Consider the following 16,469-nt stretch of genomic DNA (forward strand, 5'->3'; position numbering starts at 1 on the left):
AGTGCCCGTTTTTCCGTCTTTGTGTCAATGATTGTTGACAGAAACCTTCCTGCTATCCAAATAGTGTCATATCATCATATTAATTGTTCTTTTTTCAGGTGAAGGTTCCCATGCGTCTGGAAGTCTTTTGTGAAGACCGACTTGGTCTGACCCGCGAATTACTCGATCTACTCGTGCTAAGAGGCATTGATTTACGCGGTATTGAGATTGACCCCATTGGGCGAATCTACCTCAATTTTGCTGAACTGGAGTTTGAGAGTTTCAGCAGTCTGATGGCCGAAATACGCCGTATTGCAGGTGTTACCGATGTGCGTACTGTCCCGTGGATGCCTTCCGAACGTGAGCATCTGGCGTTGAGCGCGTTACTGGAGGCGTTGCCCGAACCTGTGCTCTCTGTCGATATGAAAAGCAAAGTGGATATGGCGAACCCGGCGAGCTGTCAGCTTTTTGGGCAAAAATTGGATCGCCTGCGCAACCATACCGCCGCACAATTGATTAACGGCTTTAATTTTTTACGTTGGCTGGAAAGCGAACCGCAAGATTCGCATAACGAGCATGTCGTTATTAATGGGCAGAATTTCCTGATGGAGATTACGCCTGTTTATCTTCAGGATGAAAATGATCAACACGTTCTGACCGGTGCGGTGGTGATGTTGCGATCAACGATTCGTATGGGCCGCCAGTTGCAAAATGTCGCCGCCCAGGACGTCAGCGCCTTCAGTCAAATTGTCGCCGTCAGCCCGAAAATGAAGCACGTTGTCGAACAGGCGCAGAAACTGGCGATGCTAAGCGCGCCGCTGCTGATTACGGGTGACACAGGTACAGGTAAAGATCTCTTTGCCTACGCCTGCCATCAGGCAAGCCCCAGAGCAGGCAAACCTTACCTGGCGCTGAACTGTGCGTCTATACCAGAAGATGCGGTCGAGAGTGAACTGTTTGGTCATGCTCCGGAAGGGAAGAAAGGATTCTTTGAGCAGGCGAACGGTGGTTCGGTGCTGTTGGATGAAATAGGGGAAATGTCACCACGGATGCAGGCGAAATTACTGCGTTTCCTTAATGATGGCACTTTCCGTCGGGTTGGCGAAGACCATGAGGTGCATGTCGATGTGCGGGTGATTTGCGCTACGCAGAAGAATCTGGTCGAACTGGTGCAAAAAGGCGTGTTCCGTGAAGATCTCTATTATCGTCTGAACGTGTTGACGCTTAATCTGCCGCCGCTACGTGACTGTCCGCAGGACATCATGCCGTTAACCGAGCTGTTCGTTGCCCGCTTTGCCGACGAGCAGGGCGTGCCGCGTCCGAAACTGGCCGCTGACCTGAATACTGTACTTACGCGTTATGCGTGGCCGGGAAATGTGCGGCAGTTAAAGAACGCTATCTATCGCGCACTGACACAACTGGACGGCTATGAGCTGCGTCCTCAGGATATTTTGTTGCCGGATTATGACGCCGCAACGGTAGCCGTGGGCGAAGATGCGATGGAAGGTTCGCTGGACGAAATTACCAGCCGTTTTGAACGCTCGGTATTAACCCAGCTTTATCGCAATTATCCCAGCACGCGCAAACTGGCAAAACGTCTCGGCGTTTCACATACCGCGATTGCCAATAAGTTGCGGGAATATGGTCTGAGTCAGAAGAAGAACGAAGAGTAAGCGCGAATATGCCTGATGGTGCAACACCATCAGGCATATTAACTTATGCTTTCAGTACAGCCAGAGCTGCTTCGTAATCCGGCTCGGTGGTGATTTCATCCACCAGCTGACTGAAAATCACATTGTCATTTTCATCAATAACCACAACGGCACGCGCTGCCAGACCTTTCAGTGGGCCATCAGCAATTGCCACACCGTAGGCTTGCAGGAATTCAGCGTTACGGAAAGTGGAGAGGGTGATAACGTTGTTCAGACCTTCTGCGCCGCAGAAACGAGACTGGGCGAACGGCAGATCGGCAGAGATACACAGCACAACGGTGTTGTCGATCTCGGTTGCCAGTTGGTTAAACTTACGTACTGATGCGGCGCAAACACCGGTATCAATACTCGGGAAAATGTTCAGCACTTTGCGTTTACCCGCAAACTGACCGAGGGTGACGTCAGACAGATCTTTTGCCACGAGAGTAAAAGTCTGCGCTTTGCTACCCGCCTGCGGGATGGAGTTGGCGACTGTAACCGGGTTGCCCTGGAAATGAACGGTTTGTGACATGATTATCTTTCCTGTTTACATATAGTTAACGTCACACCTAGTTTATGCTAACTGTCAATAACACAGCAAACGCTATTTGCGCTTAATCCGCAGACCACTGCGACAACAAGGAGTAAAGATGAGAACCGTTAAGGTATTTGAGGAAGCCTGGCCCTTACATACCCCGTTTGTGATTGCCCGGGGAAGTCGCAGTGAAGCGCGCGTGGTGGTGGTTGAACTGGAAGAAGAGGGTATTAAAGGCACCGGCGAATGCACGCCGTATCCGCGTTATGGAGAAAGTGATGCCTCGGTAATGGCGCAAATTATGAGCGTCGTACCGCAATTAGAGAAAGGGCTGACACGGGAGGAGTTGCAAAAAATTCTCCCTGCCGGCGCAGCACGTAATGCGCTGGATTGTGCATTGTGGGATCTGGCCGCGCGAAAACAGCAGCAATCGCTGGCTGATTTGATCGGCATAACGCTTCCCGAGACAGTTATCACTGCACAGACGGTTGTCATCGGTACGCCTGATCAGATGGCCAATAGTGCATCAACACTCTGGCAGGCCGGCGCGAAATTACTGAAAGTGAAGCTGGATAACCATCTTATCAGTGAGCGGATGGTGGCAATTCGCACAGCTGTGCCCGATGCCACGCTGATCGTTGATGCAAATGAATCCTGGCGTGCAGAAGGGTTGGCGGCACGTTGCCAGCTATTGGCGGATTTAGGCGTTGCGATGCTTGAACAACCGCTTCCTGCGCAGGACGATGCGGCGCTGGAGAATTTTATTCATCCGTTGCCGATTTGTGCTGATGAAAGTTGTCATACTCGTAGCAATCTGAAGGCGCTGAAAGGGCGCTATGAGATGGTTAATATTAAGCTCGATAAAACCGGTGGTCTGACGGAAGCGCTGGCGCTGGCAACTGAAGCGCGTGCACAAGGTTTTCGTCTGATGCTGGGCTGCATGTTGTGTACCTCTCGTGCCATTAGCGCCGCTTTACCGCTGGTGCCGCAGGTCAGTTTCGCCGATCTTGACGGACCGACCTGGCTGGCGGTAGATGTGGAACCGGCGCTTCAGTTCACGACGGGCGAATTGCATCTTTAGGATGCCAGCGCAGCAAGTTTGCCATCGCAAAGAGATATTTTTCGCTGGCTTCGTCGGAGGAGATGGGCGGAAACTCTGCGGTGATGCAATGCAAGTTGAGATCTGCACACCAACTGCCGAAAGAGCCAGGCGTTTCATAACCGACGCTGGTTACCAGAGGCAATTCAAACGCCTGGGCCAGCCATTCGCCTAATTCGCTGTGTCTGGGATCTTCAATACAAGCCAGTGGATCATGGAATGAGACCACCCAGGCAGGTTGAATGCGGTGTATAAGCTGGCACAGCGCCTGGGTTTCAGGTTCGGAGCCAGGTTTGTCACCTGTCAGTAATACGACATCACGTTCTTCAGCGGCGCTGTTCCAGCGATAAACCGTTTCACCTTCCTTCCAGTTCGCCGCCGGAAAGTTTCTGTTTAAATCCACACCATTAGCATTGGCCCGTAACCCCAGCTGGCAGCCGTCAGGATTCACACACAGCACCACATGATGGCGGCGCAAAGAAGGTGTCAAAGTCCGCAGAGCACAGGAGAGCGTGACGACCGAAGAGTTTTCATCACCGTGAGTGCCAGCCAGAATCAAACCACTTTCGCGACTGGCTGCAGGGGCCGGAAACCAGATTAACGGCGCGCCCAATAATGAACGTCCGTAATGTTCTGTTCCGGGCGGAAATGCGCCGCGTTCGGCGCGTGGGCGGGTTACGGTCATGATCGTCTCTGGTTCAGGAAGTATTACAGGCAGTGTTGTGCAAATTTTGCGGATTATCAAATCCTTTTCTTCAACGCTATGTCATCGATCTTGTATCACTTTTTTGCCGGAAGTTGTTTGTATTTTCATTGATGTGCAGATATTAGAATTGTCGTAATGTTATATACATGGCGTATTTTATTCTTACTGGTTCTACACATGTTAATCGCATCTGATTGATCAGTTCACCTTAATAAGTTTAATAAATCGTACTGCACATAGTACAGTACGATGGTAGCTATATAATTGATTTACATGAAGAATGGCTTATCGCCATCAGTCCCGGGTTGATTGATGCCTATATTCTCACCAATGTGTTTCTCAGGTTTATCGATGATATCTGTGATTAATGCGGCGACACTCTTACGCGATACGATCGTACCTTTGAATAGTTCATTGCGTGAGGTAATCTCGTAATCAATAATATCTTCATCAGTCAGCCAGGCAGGGCGAAGAATTGTATAATCCAGTCCAGAAGCCTCAATTGCATCCGCAGCCCTGCGGAATGGTTTTAGGGGCTCACCAATAACTGCATTATTCCATTCGCCAAATTTTCCTGGAACTTCATCATAAATGCCGAGGGAAAGAACAAAGATCAGACGTTTAACATCACAGGCTTTCATCGCAGCGATCACTGAATTTGCCTGAATATCTAAATCTTCCCCCGTAAGGTTGGCATACACAATATCCTGTCCCTGCATGGCCTGCTTCAGTGCTGCATGATTCAGTACATCCCCCATAATAATCTGGCTATTAGTTGGATAGGGTTTGTGTATTTTTGCTGGCTGACGAGCAAATAAAGTTTGTTTAATGGTTTGTTTATCTGCCAGTTGATTAATCACATGGCGGGCTATCTGACCGCCAGCACCAAGAATGAGTACATTTTTCATAATATTTCTCATGAAACTTATCCCAGATGGGTGTTGAGAAAAGGAATAACTTTTTCCAGCGCCTCCTGAACTGCTTCCGGTTTGTCATACAGTTCATAATGTGAGAAATCGGGTAATGAAACTAACTGACGATCCTGCGAAACCATCGCCCGGCCATAGACTTCCAGTCCATCACGATAAGCACCGAAGGCACCGACTTTTTCACCAACTACTACCATCACCGGCTGAGTCAGTAACACTTCAGTAAATGCGAAGGCATCCCAGGCCAGCGTTTTCTGTGCATGTGAGAACAACATTTTTGTCGCACCTCCCGGTTGTTGCCCGCGTGGTGTTTTATAGTAGTCAGTTGCTTCATAAACATCGCGTTCGGTCAGTCCATGGGCTTTTGCTGCATCCAGGCTGGCGGGAAGTAATTCGTTGATCTGTAATTCTCCACCACGAGCCTCTTTGGTTCGTTGCGACGCCATTGCATTCAATGCGCCAATCGGATCGTAATTGCTGAAACCTTCCCGAAAAAGACGCCCGATATTAACACCCGTAATACTCACTACAGCTTTAATTCGTTTTTCTGTCAGCGCGGCATTAATGGCATAGCCACCCCCCCCACACACACCCAGCACGCCAATGCGTTCAGCATCAACATATGGCAGAGTTACTGCATAATCGATAACACGGCTAATATCCTCTACGCGCTGTGTCGGATCTTCTATCCAACGAGGCTCCCCACCAGATTCTCCCTGGAAACTGGCGTCATAAGCGAGAACGACATAGCCTTTTTCAGCCAATGCCTTGCCATAGATATTGCCAGACGTCTGCTCCTTACAACTGCCAAAAGGATGGACGCTGATAATCGCCGGATACTGTTTTGACTCATCAAAATTTGGTGGAAACTGAATATTGGCAGCAATATGCCAGGCCATATCACTATTGCGGATTTGAATATGTTTCATTACAGAGTTTCCTCAAAGAACGGAGCTAATACTGAAATTGCTTCAGCCACATAGGCTTTGCCGTCATAAAGATCCATATGGTTTGCGCCTTCAACAATGTGATAGCGTTTATCCTGGCTTGATGCCCGATCGTACAGGTCGTCACTCATCCATTTGCTCCCTGCCTGGCTGCCCGCCACAATCTGCGTCGGCTGAGTCAGGTACACTTCCGCCATATGGTAAGCATCATAGGTAATAATCTGGTTAAGGCTGCGCAAAGTAGCGTAACCCGGTGCTGTTGGATACTGCGCGCGAGGGGTGTGGTAATACTCCCAGGCCTGACGCAGTTCTTCGTTCGGCGCATCGGACTCCTTCATTGGTGCCAGTGGCATAATGGCGTATTCTCCGCTGCTAATATCGCTGGTTCTGGCGTTTGAACCCGCGTCAACGTATGGCAGGGCATCAATAGATTTCACATTGTTTTCCCAACCATTACGGAACATCGAACCAATATTGACCGCACTAACGGTACCGATGGCCTTGATGCGGCGATCCTGAATTGCAGCATTGGCTGTATATCCTGCACCGGCACAAATTCCCATCGCACCAATTCGGGTATTGTCGACATAAGAAAGCGTTGTCAGGTAATCAATCACGGCACTGACGTCTTCAGTACGAATGTATGGGTTTTCTAACTGACGCGGCTCGCCGCCACTTTCACCCTGATAAGATGCGTCATAAGCAATAGTGACAAATCCCTTTTCCGCCAGTTTTTCGGCATAGGTCCCGGCCGTTTGTTCTTTAACGCCCCCACCTGGGTGAGATACCACAATTGCCGGATGCTGACGGGTTTCATCAAATTTTGGAGGGAAATAGATCACTGCAGACAAAGAGATGGTTGGATTATTGCTGTTAGTGAAGCTGACTTTATTATTCATCATTCCGTTCCTCATGGAGTTGTCGGTTCGTTTTAACGGTTGGTGATATCACTATAGATATTGATCATTAAGTTGATTAGACCCAAAATCATGATTAGACCTATCATTTAAATGATTAATAGATTGTATGGAGATACTGAATGAAGCGTGAAGAAATCGCTGATCTGATGGCGTTTGTCGTCGTTGCAGAGGAGCGTAGCTTCACTCGCGCAGCAGCCCGCCTGAGCATGGCGCAGTCAGCTTTAAGCCAGATAGTGCGCCGTATAGAAGAACGATTGGGATTGCGGCTTCTGACGCGAACCACGCGCAGTGTTGTACCCACTGAAGCGGGCGAGCATCTTTTGTCTGTTCTTGGCCCTATGCTGCATGACATAGATTCTGCCCTGGCATCCCTGAGCGATCTGCAGAACCGCCCATCCGGGACAATACGTATTACTACTGTAGAACATGCAGCAAAAACGATATTGTTACCAGCCATGCGCACATTCCTGAAATCACACCCTGAAATTGATATTCAGCTTATCATTGATTATGGTTTGACTGATGTCGTTTCTGAGCGTTTTGATGCAGGCGTCCGTCTGGGTGGGGAGATGGATAAAGATATGATCGCCATTCGAATCGGGCCAGATATACCAATGGCTATTGTTGGCTCACCGGATTATTTTTCCCGCCGAAGTGTTCCAACGTCAGTGTCACAATTAATAGATCATCAGGCAGTTAATTTGTATCTTCCCACATCGGGTACAGCAAATCGCTGGAGATTAATACGCGGTGGACGCGAAGTTCGTGTTCGCATGGAAGGTCAGCTTTTACTGAATACGATAGACCTGATCATTGATGCTGCAATTGATGGGCATGGATTGGCGTATCTACCTTATGATCAGGTTGAGCGGGCTATTAAAGAAAAAAAACTGATACGTGTTTTGGATAAATTCACACCAGATTTACCCGGTTATCACCTGTACTATCCACATCGTCGACATGCTGGCTCGGCATTCTCATTATTTATAGATAGGCTGAAGTATAAAGGTGCTGTTTAGCACTACTTGCTGATACATTAATTTAATTCTTCTCTTAACGTATTCTCAGTTCCTTTCAACGTTTTGGTTATTTTTTATTCTTCGTACAATGGCGACAGATGCTGATTATGATACCGAAAACTGGTTTGAACGTGCGAAGCCCGAACGTAGTGTTCGGTGTTCTATGTGCTTTGCCGCATTTTGGCGTCTATTATTTACACTAAATCTGATTTAATATATTGATACATAAAACATTTTATGCTTCCTGTGTCACTTTTTTGATGGAAGTTGTTTGCATTTCTTTAAGGCGAAACAAATAATTACGCATCAATTTTAATGTCGGTTAGAGGGAAACTTATGAAGCACTCTGTTTCAGTCACGTGTTGTGCGCTGTTGGTCAGCAGCATTTCTCTTTCGTATGCTGCAGAAGTTCCGAGCGGCACAGTACTGGCAGAGAAGCAGGAGCTGGTGCGCCACATTAAAGATGAGCCTGCGTCGCTGGATCCCGCTAAAGCCGTGGGCCTGCCAGAGATTCAGGTCATTCGCGATCTGTTTGAAGGACTGGTGAATCAGAACGAGAAAGGGGAGATTGTCCCCGGCGTTGCGACTCAGTGGAAAAGTAATGACAACCGTATCTGGACTTTTACCCTGCGCGATAACGCAAAATGGGCGGATGGCACACCGGTAACGGCGCAAGATTTTGTCTACAGCTGGCAGCGTCTGGTGGACCCGAAAACGCTATCGCCATTTGCATGGTTTGCCGCGCTGGCGGGAATCAACAACGCACAGGCGATTATTGATGGTAAAGCTACGCCTGACCAGCTTGGCGTCACCGCAGTTGATGCCCATACTTTGAAAATTCAGCTTGATAAACCGTTGCCGTGGTTTGTGAATTTAACCGCTAACTTTGCCTTCTTCCCGGTGCAAAAAGCCAACGTAGAAAGCAGTAAAGAGTGGACGAAACCCGGAAATCTGATCGGCAATGGCGCTTATGTTCTTAAAGAGCGCGTAGTCAATGAAAAACTGGTCGTGGTACCGAATACCCATTATTGGGATAACGCCAAAACGGTACTGCAAAAAGTGACCTTCCTGCCAATTAATCAGGAATCCGCAGCCACTAAGCGTTACCTCGCGGGGGATATTGATATCACCGAATCCTTCCCGAAAAATATGTATCAGAAGCTGTTGAAGGATATTCCGGGGCAGGTTTATACGCCGCCGCAGCTCGGGACCTATTATTATGCGTTTAACACGCAAAAAGGGCCGACGGCAGATCAGCGCGTTCGTCTGGCATTAAGTATGACGATAGATCGCCGCCTGATGACCGAAAAAGTATTAGGGACGGGCGAAAAGCCAGCGTGGCATTTTACACCAGATGTTACCGCCGGATTTACGCCGGAACCTTCGCCGTTTGAACAAATGAGTCAGGAAGAACTGAATGCGCAGGCAAAAACTTTGTTGAGCGCAGCTGGTTATGGTCCGCAAAAACCGCTGAAGCTGACGCTTTTGTATAACACTTCAGAAAACCATCAAAAAATTGCGATTGCTGTAGCATCGATGTGGAAAAAGAACCTTGGCGTAGATGTTAAATTGCAAAATCAGGAATGGAAAACCTATATCGATAGCCGTAACACCGGCAATTTTGATGTTATCCGCGCCTCATGGGTGGGGGATTATAATGAACCCTCCACTTTCCTGACATTATTAACGTCAACGCATTCAGGAAATATTTCACGCTTTAACAATCCGGCATACGACAAAGTTCTGGCCCAGGCATCGACGGAAAATACCGTTAAAGCGCGTAATGCCGATTACAACGCGGCAGAAAAAATCCTCATGGAGCAAGCACCGATTGCACCAATTTATCAATATACCAATGGACGATTAATCAAACCGTGGCTGAAAGGTTATCCCATTAATAACCCTGAAGATGTGGCGTACAGTCGGACTATGTATATTGTGAAGCATTGATGTGATGGGAACTGGCGTTACCCTTGTGGATAACGCCAGTGATGTCTGATTTAGCGACCCTGTTCCGGCGGTGTAATGTTATCCATATACAGCGTCTGGCTGGGGAAGGCAAAGTCCGCGCCGTGTGACTGTACAATATCGATAATCTTCAAATAAACGTCTTGCTGTGCAGCAAGCCACTCAGCCCATACCGTGGTTTTGGTAAAGCAATAAACCATAATATTCAATGACGAGTCAGCAAACTGGTTGAAATAAACCAGTAAGGTTTGTCGCTGGTCGATGGCCGGGTGATTTTTCAGCATCTCACGTACGGCTTCGACGATAACGCCCACTTTTGCCGCATCCTCATAACGTAAACCAATGGTCGTGGTAATGCGGCGGTTGGTCATTCGTCCTGGGTTTTCTACGCTGATCGACGAAAACAGCGAGTTCGGTACGTACAATGGACGATTATCAAAGGTCGTAATTTTGGTAATTCGCCAGCCAATTTCCGCTACTGTACCTTCGATATTTCTGTCCGGTGAACGGATCCAGTCGCCAATACTGAAAGGACGGTCGAAATAGAGCATGATCCCGGAAAAGAAATTACTCAGAATATCTTTACCGGCCATACCGACAGCCAGACCACCAATACCACCAAAGGTCAGCAAGCCAGAAAGGCTCATGCCGAAATGTTCGCCATAAAGCAGAACAAGCACCACAATAATGGTGATTTTGATAATGCGCGACATAATCCGCGCACTGGTGATATCGCGACCTTTTTTAATCTGCTGTTTTTCAAACTGATTAATCAGCAAAAATAGCTTAATCGTCAGAATAACCGCAATCAGGGACGTACAGATAAAATCGATAACGCCTGGGGTGATAAATTTGAGTTTATAGTTTTCTATAACATAATTAATAATGCTACCAACAGCACTGATAATTATGGTGTAGATTAAAAATTGCACCGCATGGAATAAAAAGCCTTTTCTTTTACGATTTCCGCGGCGAAACCAAAAGCTCATCAGAATCAATGCTGCGCAGCTACCGAAAATAATGACCAGATTAAGCGCATTATTTGTAAACAGTTCAGCGATCATTGTTTTATCAGGCTCCTCCAGATAATTGTCGTCATGCCGGAAACCCCTGGCGGGGCTATTTTACCGCGACAATTCATTCAGATCATCAATAGTCAGGGAAGGAAGTAGCAACATTAGCTAACTAATCAATGCGTTGATTGTAAATCCAGCTAAGAGGTGAGGTTTTCAGAGCAGACAACGGTGAAATGTCATGGTATTGTTACGTTTAGGTAACAAGAAATTTGTCTGCACAAGGATTACATCATGATTATGGCGAAACTGAAGTCAGCGAAAGGGAAGAAATTTCTCTTTGGTTTGTTGGCGGTTTTCATTATTGCGGCGTCGGTTGTGACTCGCGCGACTATCGGCGGCGTTATAGAACAGTACAATATTCCGCTGTCTGAGTGGACGACATCAATGTATGTGATTCAGTCATCGATGATTTTTGTTTATAGCCTGGTCTTTACTGTGTTGCTGGCAATCCCGTTGGGAATTTATTTCCTTGGCGGCGAAGAGCAGTAAGTAAAAAATAGGCCCGATAACTCGGGCCTTGTCAGTTATTGAAGAGTCGTTAATCGTCTTCTTCGTCATCCAGTTCAACGGGTGTCTGATACTGGTCAGGTTTAATGACCAACAGATCGCAGCGAAGATGATCAATCACCTGTTCCGCCGTGTTGCCGAGGAATGCTGCTGAAATACCGGTGCGTCCTACCGTGCCCAGAACCACAATCCCCGCCTGTAAGTGCTCCGCCAAATCAGGAATCACCTCTTCTGGCAGACCTTTTTCTACGTGCGTCATGTTTTCATTAATGCCGAATTTCTGCCGCAGGGCTTTCATTGCCAGCAAATGTTGCCCACGAATGGCATCGTTATAAACGCTCGGATCAAATTCCGGCAGTTCAATCGCGATATTAATTGGCGTTACTGGGTAAGCGCCAACCAGATGAACTTCGGTATGGTTGACTTGTTCTGCCAATTCGATCGTCTCTTTGACCAGTTTTTCATTGAGCGCATTATGATACGGCTCTTCACTGGCGAGATTCACCGCCACCAGCGCCTTACCTCCTTCCGGCCACGGCTGGTCTTTCACCATCCACACCGGGCTTGGGCATTTGCGTAACAGATGCCAGTCCGTTGGCGTAAAAATCACCGCTTCCAGACGGTCATGTTGGTGCGCCATTTTTAGCACCAAATCGTGCCCGCCGCTGATCACTTCCTGAATGATGGCTTCGAAAGGACGGTTATGCCAGACCACTTTAATTTCAATGGGAACGCCAGCATTGAGATAATATTTTGCCTGCTCGTGGATCCAGGCTGTACGCTGGCTGATGACGCCCTGACGCATAGCGGTACGTTCGTCCGGGGAGAGCAGGGTGGTCATTTCGTATGAGAAGTCATAGATCGGCAAAAAGGCTTTAATTTTGCCACCAATCCGTTGATGTAAATAAACAGCTCGCCGCAATGCTGGTTGGTCGTCCTGGTTAGGATCGATAACAACGAGCATGTTCTGATACATAGCCATACAGGGTCTCCTTACAACAACTGTCAACGCAGTTTGTAATTAAAAGATTAACCCATATCTGGTGAATGAAACAGTGATGAACCTTCTGCCAGATCAATAAATCAGAAAAATTTAATGATATGACAGAAGGATAGTGAGTTATGCGGAAAAATCAGGCAACGTTACGCGTATGACCAGCAAGCTGGGCCAGCGCATCGTTATTTTCGATGGTGATGTATTTACCTTTGACTGCCAGCATGCCGCTTTTCTGGAAGCGACCCAGCAGACGGCTGATGGTTTCTACCGTCAGGCCCAGATAGTTACCGATATCGCCACGAGTCATCGTCAGGCGGAATTCACGAGGGGAGAAGCCGCGTTGGGCAAAACGACGGGACAGGTTGTAGATGAATGCAGCCAGACGTTCCTCGGCATTTTTCTTTGACAACAGCAGGATCATGTCCTGATCGCCTTTGATTTCACCGCTCATCAGACGCATCATCTGCTGACGCAGATTCGGCATTTTACCGGACAAATCGTCCAGCGTTTCGAACGGGATTTCACATACCATCGAGGTTTCCAGCGCCTGCGCGAAGCTCGGGTGATGGCCGCTGCCGATGGCGTCAAATCCCACCAGGTCGCCTGCTAAATGGAAACCAGTGATTTGCTCGTCGCCTTGCTCAGTGATGGTATAACTTTTAATCGTACCGGAGCGGATGGCATAAAGCGATTTAAGTTCATCACCAGCCTTAAACAGCGTCTGGCCTTTCTGAATAGGCTTCTTCCGCTCAATGATATTATCAAGCTGATCAAGCTCATGTTCGTTGAGTGTGAACGGGATGCAAAGCTGGCTGATGCTGCAATCCTGGCAATGGATAGCACAACCGCCAGACTGAATGCGCCGTATAATTCGCTTTTCCGGGATCATAGGTCTGCTCAAGCCGTAATTGATATTTGTCAATTTTAACATCTTTTTAGGGAGCAAGTAAGTCTAAGCAAACCTTAACAGCAGAGAATTCCGATATTAGATGTAAATATATGTCTATCTATTTGAAAACCCTTAAGTTGTTAAGGGTAACTTTACATAAAAGTGTGAACAAGCTGGCACAAATTGTTTAATGTTTACAGCAAAAGATAACCTTCGTGGCGCAATAACCACTCTTTTCGCTGAACTCCGCCTGCATATCCGGTCATGGTGCCGTTTCGGCCAATAACCCGATGGCAAGGTACGACGATGCTGATGGGATTCGATCCGTTTGCCGCACCAACGGCACGCGCCGCGCCAGGGCGGCCCAATTGTTCAGCCAGTTGGCCGTAATGCATTACCTGCCCGCAGGGAATGGTGCGTAGTGTTTTCCAGACTTCGCGCTGAAATGGCGTCCCCCCTGTGGCAGTGGGAAGCGTATCAATAATGCTAAGATTACCGGCAAAATAATCACGAAGCTTGTCGCTTAAACCGCCTGGGTTGGTGGCAGAAATGCGCTCATAGCCTTCTTTGCGATAATGGATGTCCAGAAGCTGCACCATGCGTTCGCTGTACTCTTCCCATTCAACCGCCCGCAGACGAAATTGCTCATCGCAAATCACCCACAGTGGACCCAGTGGCGTGGCAATTTTTTCTTCAAGTAATCTCAGCATCCGTTCTCTCTTAAGACAAACGTGGGTAAATCCCCGGACCTATCGGCAGACCAACAAGATACCACGCCAGCAACATCAGCAGCCATACCACCAAAAAGATAAGCGGATAGGGCAAGACTAACGAATAGTAAGTACCCAGTTTCGCGTCTGGTTTGTCGCAGTCTGATAGCATAAAGCGATTTTTTGATTTTTCTGCCTGAAGAAATGAGGGCAAGCCATCACATGGATCGAGGGTGGGATAATTCCAGTCAGCGAAATTTTACCGTAGGTTATCTGTTATTTGATTCTGTGGAGTGATAGCCGCCAGACACCACTGATCTCGTCACTCATTCCCCAATCCCGGCGAGAATGTGGTTATTTACAGAGCTAAAAAATGAATAAAAAAATAGAGCCTGTCGACATCCGCCAGACTCTACAGTACACACAGCAGTGCATCCTCGTCTTAAATCCGGCCTGGGGTCCTGGTGACCGGTGACAGTGTTATAACGGTTTTACCCATCCGTTGCCAATTTTCTTCAGTGACAGATTTCACGAAAATATAAGTTAAATCATTTGTCTTGTGATTGCATAATCATGCGTCGTTAATCGACGAGTAAATTTACCGGGCGAGTAGCCTGTTCGACGCTTAAACATATTGCCGAACGATTCAGCTGAGGTATAGCCCAGACGATGGGCAATTTTGGTCAACGAATATCCATCATCAAGAAGCGTCACTGCAGAAATAACGTGCATTTGCTGAACCCAGTGGCGAAATGTTAATCCCGTCTCTTTAACAAATAAGCGCATGAGTGTACGGCTACTGACGTTAATTTTATCCGCTAGATTATCCAGTGTTGGCAGATACCCTTGGTTGTTTAGCAAATTCTCACAAAGCTGCTGTAGCCGCTCATCATTTGGCCAAGGGAGTTCAAGTGACATTTTCACCCCCATTTTTATTTCCTGAAGTATCAGTGTCTCGAGGGCTGAAAAACGTAACTGTTGTTTATCTGTGGTACTTTGCGACGGTGGAAGTTGGTTAATTGCAATTAGTAATTCCCTTAACAGGGGTGAAATACCCGTCATGAAGCAAACTGTTCCCAGCGTTTCACTTTCCGCTTCTGAAACCAGTACGGTTTTTAAAAGTACGTTGCCTGTCGCAACAAACTTATGCGGCATTTGTGGGGGCAGCCAAAGCGCGCTGCTGGCATGGACTAGCCAGACGCTTTCTCCAGCCCATACACGAACGACTCCTTCAGCCGGGTAAAGCAACTGGGCATAGAGATGTTTATGCCAGGGAACTGTACCTCCATTCAGATGTTCCGAATCCAGTCCGATAATGTGATGCCCTGGTGATGCTTTGGGTTGCAGTGTAATTGTCATTTACAGTAGGTATTTTGTCAGAAATAATCAAATAAGCCATGTTAAATTTTAAATATGACGTATGCAAGTTTCCGGATATATACGGTGTAAAGAGTGATGATAATTTCTAAAAAACAGCTTATTGGGGTGGTAGCGATCGGTATTCTTTTGACTGGCGTTGTCTTTTTTATCTGGTGGGTAAGCAAAGGAAGATTTATACAGACGACGGATGATGCTTACATTGGTGGTAATATCACCACGGTGGCAAGTAAAGTTTCTGGTTATATTTCTGCTATAGAGGTGCGCGATAATCAGAGCGTAAAAAAAGGCGATATTATCCTGCGTCTCGATGATCGGGATTATCGTGCAAATGTCGCCAGGCTTGAGGCAAAAATGAAAAGTAGCAAAGCCAATCTCGAAAGCATTCAAGCCACTATTGCGATGCAGCAGTCGATAATTCAAAGTGCCAGTGAAACATGGCAGGCAGTAAAACATGAGGAGCAAAAGCGCCTGCGAGATACTGAACGTTATGAAAAACTCGCACAATCAGCGGCAATATCGCAACAAATTATTGATAACGCCAGGTTTGACTACCAGCAGGTCGCAGCAAAGGAGCGCAAAGCCGCGAACGATTTCCTGGTGGAGAAGCAACGGCTGGCAGTTTTATCTGCTCAGGAAGAAAACGTACGTGCGAGTATCGAAGAAGTTCAGGCCGCTTTGACTCAGGCACTACTGGATCTGGAATATACCCTTGTTCGTGCGCCGATTGATGGCATTGTCGCAAACCGCAGCGCCCATACAGGCAGTTGGGTGGAAGGCGGCACATCGTTAGTTTCACTAGTACCAGTCAGTGAGTTGTGGGTTGATGCAAATTATAAAGAAAACCAAATAGCGGGAATGAAGCCAGGAATGAAGGCTGAGATCCGTGCTGATATTCTCAAAGGGGAAGTGTTTCACGGTCACATTGAAAGCCTTTCCCCAGCGACAGGAGCCAGTTTCAGCTTGATTCCGATAGAAAATGCCACTGGCAATTTCACCAAAATTGTTCAGCGTGTCCCGGTACGGATTGCATTTGACGACGCAGGTGATGCTGCCAACTTACTGATTTAGTGTATGATGGTGTTTTTGAGGTGCTCCAGTGGCTTCTGTTTCTATCAGC

The 16,469-nt window shown here is 47.5% G+C and carries 16 protein-coding genes and 3 pseudogenes; 8 read left to right on the forward strand and 11 right to left on the reverse strand.

The genetic code is table 11. The features are described 5' to 3' along the window. The first annotated feature begins 110 nt into the window (after positions 1 to 110). On the forward strand, positions 111 to 1,652 hold the full coding sequence (gene tyrR / locus OQV04_RS11570; protein WP_001306544.1) for a transcriptional regulator TyrR: 1,542 nt from the start codon (positions 111 to 113) through the stop codon (positions 1,650 to 1,652). Positions 1,653 to 1,695: 43 nt separating this feature from the next. On the opposite strand, the gene tpx is transcribed toward tyrR, so the two are convergent. Beyond that, positions 1,696 to 2,202: a thiol peroxidase gene (gene tpx / locus OQV04_RS11575; RefSeq protein WP_000084387.1), complete on the reverse strand. Its 507-nt coding sequence runs from the start codon at positions 2,200 to 2,202 to the stop codon at positions 1,696 to 1,698. A 118-nt stretch (positions 2,203 to 2,320) separates the two neighbouring features. On the opposite strand from tpx, the gene ycjG reads away from it, so the two are divergent. Next, the gene (gene ycjG / locus OQV04_RS11580) at positions 2,321 to 3,286 is read left to right on the forward strand and encodes an L-Ala-D/L-Glu epimerase (protein WP_001442191.1); all 966 of its coding nucleotides are present in this window, start codon (positions 2,321 to 2,323) and stop codon (positions 3,284 to 3,286) included. Here ycjG and mpaA read toward each other — a convergent pair. From mpaA to OQV04_RS11600, 4 genes are all read right to left on the reverse strand, one after another. Continuing rightward, positions 3,261 to 3,989, reverse strand: coding sequence for a murein tripeptide amidase MpaA (gene mpaA / locus OQV04_RS11585; protein ID WP_000219122.1), 729 nt, complete (start codon positions 3,987 to 3,989; stop codon positions 3,261 to 3,263). The two genes, ycjG and mpaA, sit on opposite strands and share 26 nt — an antisense overlap. Before the next feature lie 290 nt (positions 3,990 to 4,279). Then, complete coding sequence (locus tag OQV04_RS11590; RefSeq protein ID WP_024227165.1) at positions 4,280 to 4,918, reverse strand: SDR family oxidoreductase; 639 nt, start codon at positions 4,916 to 4,918, stop codon at positions 4,280 to 4,282. 17 nt (positions 4,919 to 4,935) lie between these two features. Then, on the reverse strand, positions 4,936 to 5,868 hold the full coding sequence (locus OQV04_RS11595) for an alpha/beta hydrolase (RefSeq protein ID WP_032280814.1): 933 nt from the start codon (positions 5,866 to 5,868) through the stop codon (positions 4,936 to 4,938). Next, positions 5,868 to 6,788 (reverse strand): alpha/beta hydrolase, encoded by a 921-nt coding sequence (locus tag OQV04_RS11600; protein ID WP_032280815.1) that lies wholly within the window; start codon positions 6,786 to 6,788, stop codon positions 5,868 to 5,870. Before OQV04_RS11600 ends, OQV04_RS11595 begins: the two co-directional genes overlap by 1 nt. A 137-nt stretch (positions 6,789 to 6,925) precedes the next feature. Here OQV04_RS11600 and pgrR point away from each other — a divergent pair, with 137 nt between their 5' ends. The 3 genes and pseudogenes from pgrR (at position 6,926) to mppA (ending at position 9,775) form a co-directional block, all read left to right on the forward strand. After that, a complete protein-coding gene (gene pgrR / locus OQV04_RS11605) occupies positions 6,926 to 7,825 on the forward strand; it encodes a DNA-binding transcriptional regulator PgrR (protein ID WP_028131787.1) in 900 nt (299 codons plus the stop codon). A 97-nt stretch (positions 7,826 to 7,922) separates the two neighbouring features. Then, a pseudogene (locus OQV04_RS25050) lies at positions 7,923 to 7,997 on the forward strand (epoxyqueuosine reductase QueH); the annotation flags it as partial. Positions 7,998 to 8,161: 164 nt separating this feature from the next. Beyond that, on the forward strand, positions 8,162 to 9,775 hold the full coding sequence (mppA, locus tag OQV04_RS11610) for a murein tripeptide ABC transporter substrate-binding protein MppA (RefSeq protein ID WP_000683029.1): 1,614 nt from the start codon (positions 8,162 to 8,164) through the stop codon (positions 9,773 to 9,775). Between the two features lie 50 nt (positions 9,776 to 9,825). On the opposite strand, the gene ynaI is transcribed toward mppA, so the two are convergent. Next, positions 9,826 to 10,857 carry a low conductance mechanosensitive channel YnaI gene (gene ynaI / locus OQV04_RS11615; RefSeq protein WP_000559900.1) on the reverse strand — a complete coding sequence of 344 codons (1,032 nt, stop codon included), beginning with the start codon at positions 10,855 to 10,857 and terminating at the stop codon, positions 9,826 to 9,828. A 243-nt stretch (positions 10,858 to 11,100) separates the two neighbouring features. On the opposite strand from ynaI, the gene OQV04_RS11620 reads away from it, so the two are divergent. Then, positions 11,101 to 11,358, forward strand: coding sequence for a DUF2534 family protein (locus tag OQV04_RS11620; protein ID WP_000605090.1), 258 nt, complete (start codon positions 11,101 to 11,103; stop codon positions 11,356 to 11,358). A gap of 49 nt (positions 11,359 to 11,407) precedes the next feature. Here OQV04_RS11620 and uspE read toward each other — a convergent pair whose 3' ends face one another. The 4 genes and pseudogenes from uspE to OQV04_RS11640 form a co-directional block, all read right to left on the reverse strand. Next, a complete protein-coding gene (gene uspE / locus OQV04_RS11625; RefSeq protein ID WP_001262123.1) occupies positions 11,408 to 12,358 on the reverse strand; it encodes a universal stress protein UspE in 951 nt (316 codons plus the stop codon). Between the two features lie 151 nt (positions 12,359 to 12,509). Next, positions 12,510 to 13,262, reverse strand: coding sequence for a fumarate/nitrate reduction transcriptional regulator Fnr (gene fnr, locus OQV04_RS11630; protein WP_000611911.1), 753 nt, complete (start codon positions 13,260 to 13,262; stop codon positions 12,510 to 12,512). A 194-nt stretch (positions 13,263 to 13,456) separates the two neighbouring features. Then, positions 13,457 to 13,972: a methylated-DNA--[protein]-cysteine S-methyltransferase gene (gene ogt, locus OQV04_RS11635; RefSeq protein WP_000945005.1), complete on the reverse strand. Its 516-nt coding sequence runs from the start codon at positions 13,970 to 13,972 to the stop codon at positions 13,457 to 13,459. A gap of 10 nt (positions 13,973 to 13,982) precedes the next feature. After that, positions 13,983 to 14,126: pseudogene (locus OQV04_RS11640) on the reverse strand (AbgT family transporter); the annotation flags it as partial. Between the two features lie 20 nt (positions 14,127 to 14,146). Here OQV04_RS11640 and OQV04_RS11645 point away from each other — a divergent pair. Then, a pseudogene (locus OQV04_RS11645) lies at positions 14,147 to 14,342 on the forward strand (LysR family transcriptional regulator); the annotation flags it as partial. A 173-nt stretch (positions 14,343 to 14,515) separates the two neighbouring features. Here OQV04_RS11645 and OQV04_RS11650 read toward each other — a convergent pair. After that, entirely contained in the window at positions 14,516 to 15,331 is an 816-nt protein-coding gene (locus OQV04_RS11650) for an AraC family transcriptional regulator (protein WP_112919018.1), read from the reverse strand. A 96-nt stretch (positions 15,332 to 15,427) separates the two neighbouring features. Here OQV04_RS11650 and OQV04_RS11655 point away from each other — a divergent pair, with 96 nt between their 5' ends. Beyond that, positions 15,428 to 16,420, forward strand: a complete 993-nt coding sequence (locus tag OQV04_RS11655) for an HlyD family secretion protein (protein ID WP_196613717.1) — start codon at positions 15,428 to 15,430, stop codon at positions 16,418 to 16,420. Positions 16,421 to 16,469 lie beyond the last annotated feature (49 nt).

The sequence above is a fragment of the Escherichia sp. Lx600-2 genome (genome assembly GCF_036662595.1).
GTDB classification, from domain to species: domain Bacteria; phylum Pseudomonadota; class Gammaproteobacteria; order Enterobacterales; family Enterobacteriaceae; genus Escherichia; species Escherichia coli.